The organism is Moorena sp. SIO4G3, from assembly GCF_010692305.1.
Taxonomy (GTDB): Bacteria; Cyanobacteriota; Cyanobacteriia; order Cyanobacteriales; family Coleofasciculaceae; genus Moorena; species Moorena producens_A.
This window is the reverse complement of sequence record NZ_JAAHIG010000603.1, coordinates 1-3,306: the sequence shown is the minus strand read 5'-3', so window position 1 is coordinate 3,306 and position 3,306 is coordinate 1. Positions and strand designations below refer to the sequence as shown.

At 45.1% G+C, this 3,306-nt stretch carries 2 protein-coding genes; one reads left to right on the top strand and one right to left on the bottom strand.

The features are described from left to right. Positions 1-41: 41 nt before the first annotated feature. Positions 42-884, bottom strand: a complete 843-nt coding sequence (locus F6J99_RS43470; protein ID WP_075900140.1) for an FtsQ-type POTRA domain-containing protein — start codon at positions 882-884, stop codon at positions 42-44. A gap of 435 nt (positions 885-1,319) precedes the next feature. Between F6J99_RS43470 and F6J99_RS43465 the strand changes: the two genes are divergently transcribed. Next, complete coding sequence (locus F6J99_RS43465) at positions 1,320-2,639, top strand: P-loop NTPase fold protein (RefSeq protein ID WP_293123257.1); 1,320 nt, start codon at positions 1,320-1,322, stop codon at positions 2,637-2,639. Positions 2,640-3,306: the final 667 nt, after the last annotated feature.

Here is a 3,306-nt window from a genome sequence, read left to right as displayed (position 1 = left end):
TGAGTAGGGATGTAGACTTGTCTGACCTTCAACGCTTATCGTTATTTAACTCTGGATTCCACACTGTTATGGTCTGTGATCATTTGAATCGATGGTAAGTCTGGGTTTTGCAGGTCAATGTAAGCTATTTTGCTCTTTTGTGTGCGCTTCGGCAATTCTCGCATCTGATCTAGAACTCTCAGTTGCGTGGAAAAGTGTTCACTGTAAGGACCTAAATGTACATTTCCTAACTCGGTTTTTAGAATTAAGTTGGCTGGATTTCGCCAATCGATCTCGAAAACTGTGACAGCCGAATGACTCACAGCTTGATAAACATCGAACCAGTAAGGGCGATAATCGGAATTTTGACCAATCACTTTCAACTTCGGCAACTTCAGGTTGGCCGAGAGTGGTTCGTAACTGCTCTTGGGGCTCCAGATCCCTTGCTCATCGACTAAACCCAAGGTTGGGGTAGAGTTTTTAGTTTTTTTGGTTTGGAGCTTACTCTGGTCAGCAATAGCCACTGGTTGACGCTCTCTAACTTGTATTGTCAATCCTGGTGGTATTAGTTGACGGCTAACATTAGCCGAAGCAATAGGAGCTTCAGATTCCAAAAACTCGGCAAGGACTTGGGGTTGTACTTGTAGTAAAGACTGGGGATAGGATAAAGGCAGCAGGGAGCGTATCGCTTCAGCAGAAAGCCAATAATTCCCTTGAATCTCGATTTGTTCTGGGTGACGAATCATCCAATCTGGTAAAGTTATTGCCCAGAGTAAACTTCCAGCGATACCGCCCACCAAAAGTGTACGCCAAATCCTTTGATAAAATTGAATCCGGCGTGTCCGTCGCAGTTGTTTGCGTCGATTAGACAATTGTGATTGAGAGACTGATGCGATGTTGGTCATCTACTACCGATCAATCGACAGAGTACATTTATGACTTGAAGTAAGCCTAACAATTGGCGCGTGGGCGTTTTTTGCGCATTGCGCGATCGCTTCACGCCAATCTACCCAAAAATCTGGGTAACGACAAGGTTTGAACTTTGCAATTGCTGACTGAGCACCAAATACTTTTTTTAATTTAACCACTACTAGGTTCCCACGTTTTATACTTAACAGGTTCCATCAGTCTGATGGGAAAAGGCATTGGTGCCTAATCAGTCCTCTATAGTTAACTCATCCCACGTACCTTAGTCGTGGGATGGGTCAGTGATTAATGATTAGTCTTTTACAAAAGACTAATCACTGGCGACGCTTTCTATATCACCCTGTTGAAGGAGTGGGCTTTCTAACCGCCTTCTGTAAACCACAACCATCACCACAACGGTGGGAGGTTAATTTATGGAACTGCATCTACCAAGATTTTTCAAAGCGTGTAACCCAGCTAAAACCTTAGATATGGGGAATCCAGAAGACCATCCATACTATATCGATTTTTCCGCTGTCAGGGGAGGAAAGATTATCGAAGCTTTAGGACGAACCATTACCCGTCTGTCACCAGATGAACCTACCTGTCAATTGTTTACTGGTCATATTGGCTGTGGTAAGTCTACTGAGTTGTTAAGACTTAAAGCCGACTTGGAGAAACAGCAATTTCATGTTGTTTATTTTGAGTCCTCTCAAGACCTAGACATGGTAGATGTTGATGTCAGTGACATTTTACTCAGCATCGCTAGGTCAGTCTGTGAAAGCCTAGAAGCGATCAGCATACAGCTCAAACCCAGTTACTTTAGTAAATTATTTAATGAAATCAAAGACTTTTTGCAAACTCCTATTGAGTTTTCAACAGAAGCCGAATTTTCGGTAGGCATTGCCAAGGTTACAGCCAGAAGTAAAGACAGTCCTCAACAACGCCAACTGCTACGACAGCACCTAGAACCCCGCACCCAAAGCATTTTGAATGCCATCAACGAAGAAATTTTACAATCAGCGATTCAGCAGCTGAAGTGGCTTGGCAAAAAGGGTTTGGTGGTGATTATTGATAATCTTGACCGAGTTGATAATCGCTCGATGGCTTCAGGTCGCTCCCAGCCAGAATATCTCTTTATCGACCGTGGTACTCAGTTAAGGCGTTTGAACTGCCATGTGGTTTACACTCTACCCTTATCCTTAATGTTCTCCAACGAGTACGAAACTCTCAAAAATCGAGTCGGTGGTGGTGTAGCTCCAAAAATTTTGCCCATGGTGCCGATACAGTTACGGGATGGTAGTGACTATCCAGAAGGTATGGCACTGCTGCGACAGCTATTGCTAGCCCGAGCTTTTCCAATGGTTGATCCTCAACAGCGGCTAACCCTGATTCCACTAGTATTTGATAGCCCAGAAACCCTCGACCGGATGTGTCGCATTAGTGGAGGTCATGTCCGTAACTTGTTAGGGTTGCTCTATAACTGTTTGCAACAGGAAGACCCGCCCTTTTCCAGGAGTTGTTTAGAGCGTGTGATTAAGGGATACCGAGATGATTTGACTCTGGCTGTTGAAGAGGAAGAGTGGAAGTTGCTATCTCAAGTCGTGCAACAGCAGTCCGTCAAGGGGGAACAAGAATATCAAACCCTATTGCGCAGTATGTTTGTCTATGAATACCAAGATGAACAAGGGCGCTGGTTTGGGATCAACCCAGCGTTAGCAGAAACAGACAAGTTTCGGTCTCTAGCTCTGTGACAAGGTTAAAATCCCTTGGCTTCCAAAGGTGTGACCCGTGGCGAATTTAATTCTTAATACGGAAAGCGCACCTATGGAATTTATTAGTTTGGTGACATACTCCCACACTCACCTTGTCAGGTTGAGTGTGGGCTTCTTACCAACACCAGCCATCGCTATCGGGCTTTGCCCGACGCGGGGCGCGTTCGGTTACTCGGTAAGCTTTATTAACGATACGGTCAGAAGTTACCGCAAGAAGAGTGGAGCCTTTATGGTTAGTCGGCTATGCATAAAAGGGTTAAAACTTTATGATTAAGGCTCCACTCTTCTAAGGTTTCGTCTCCGGGATGCCACGACCCACCGGAACAATTAAAAAAGTTCTTTTTTTTACTTAGCAGGTGGCGGTTAGCTCTTAATTTGTTTTCCCTACTATTTTTAGTATAACGTTTTTCAGGCTGTTTATCAGAGTTCCAGCTCCGCGATTCATCCCGGAGATGAAATGAAACCTTAAAAGAGCGATGCAGCGCGGTCTTGGGGAGGCAGCGCCGCCAAAGGGGGTTCCCCCGGAGACGAAACCTGATTACGTTGAGCCTTTATGGTTGGTCGGCTATGCAGAAAAGGGGTAAAACTTATTGATTAGCGTGATTTGCGCGGTCTTGGGAAGGCAGCGCCGCCAAAGGGGGTTCCC

What these genes read in the sequence shown, in the direction of transcription:
- F6J99_RS43470 (WP_075900140.1), bottom strand. Translation starts at nt 884, where the DNA reads ATGACCAACATCGCATCAGTCTCTCAATCACAATTGTCTAATCGACGC.
- F6J99_RS43465 (WP_293123257.1), top strand. Translation starts at nt 1,320, where the DNA reads ATGGAACTGCATCTACCAAGATTTTTCAAAGCGTGTAACCCAGCTAAA.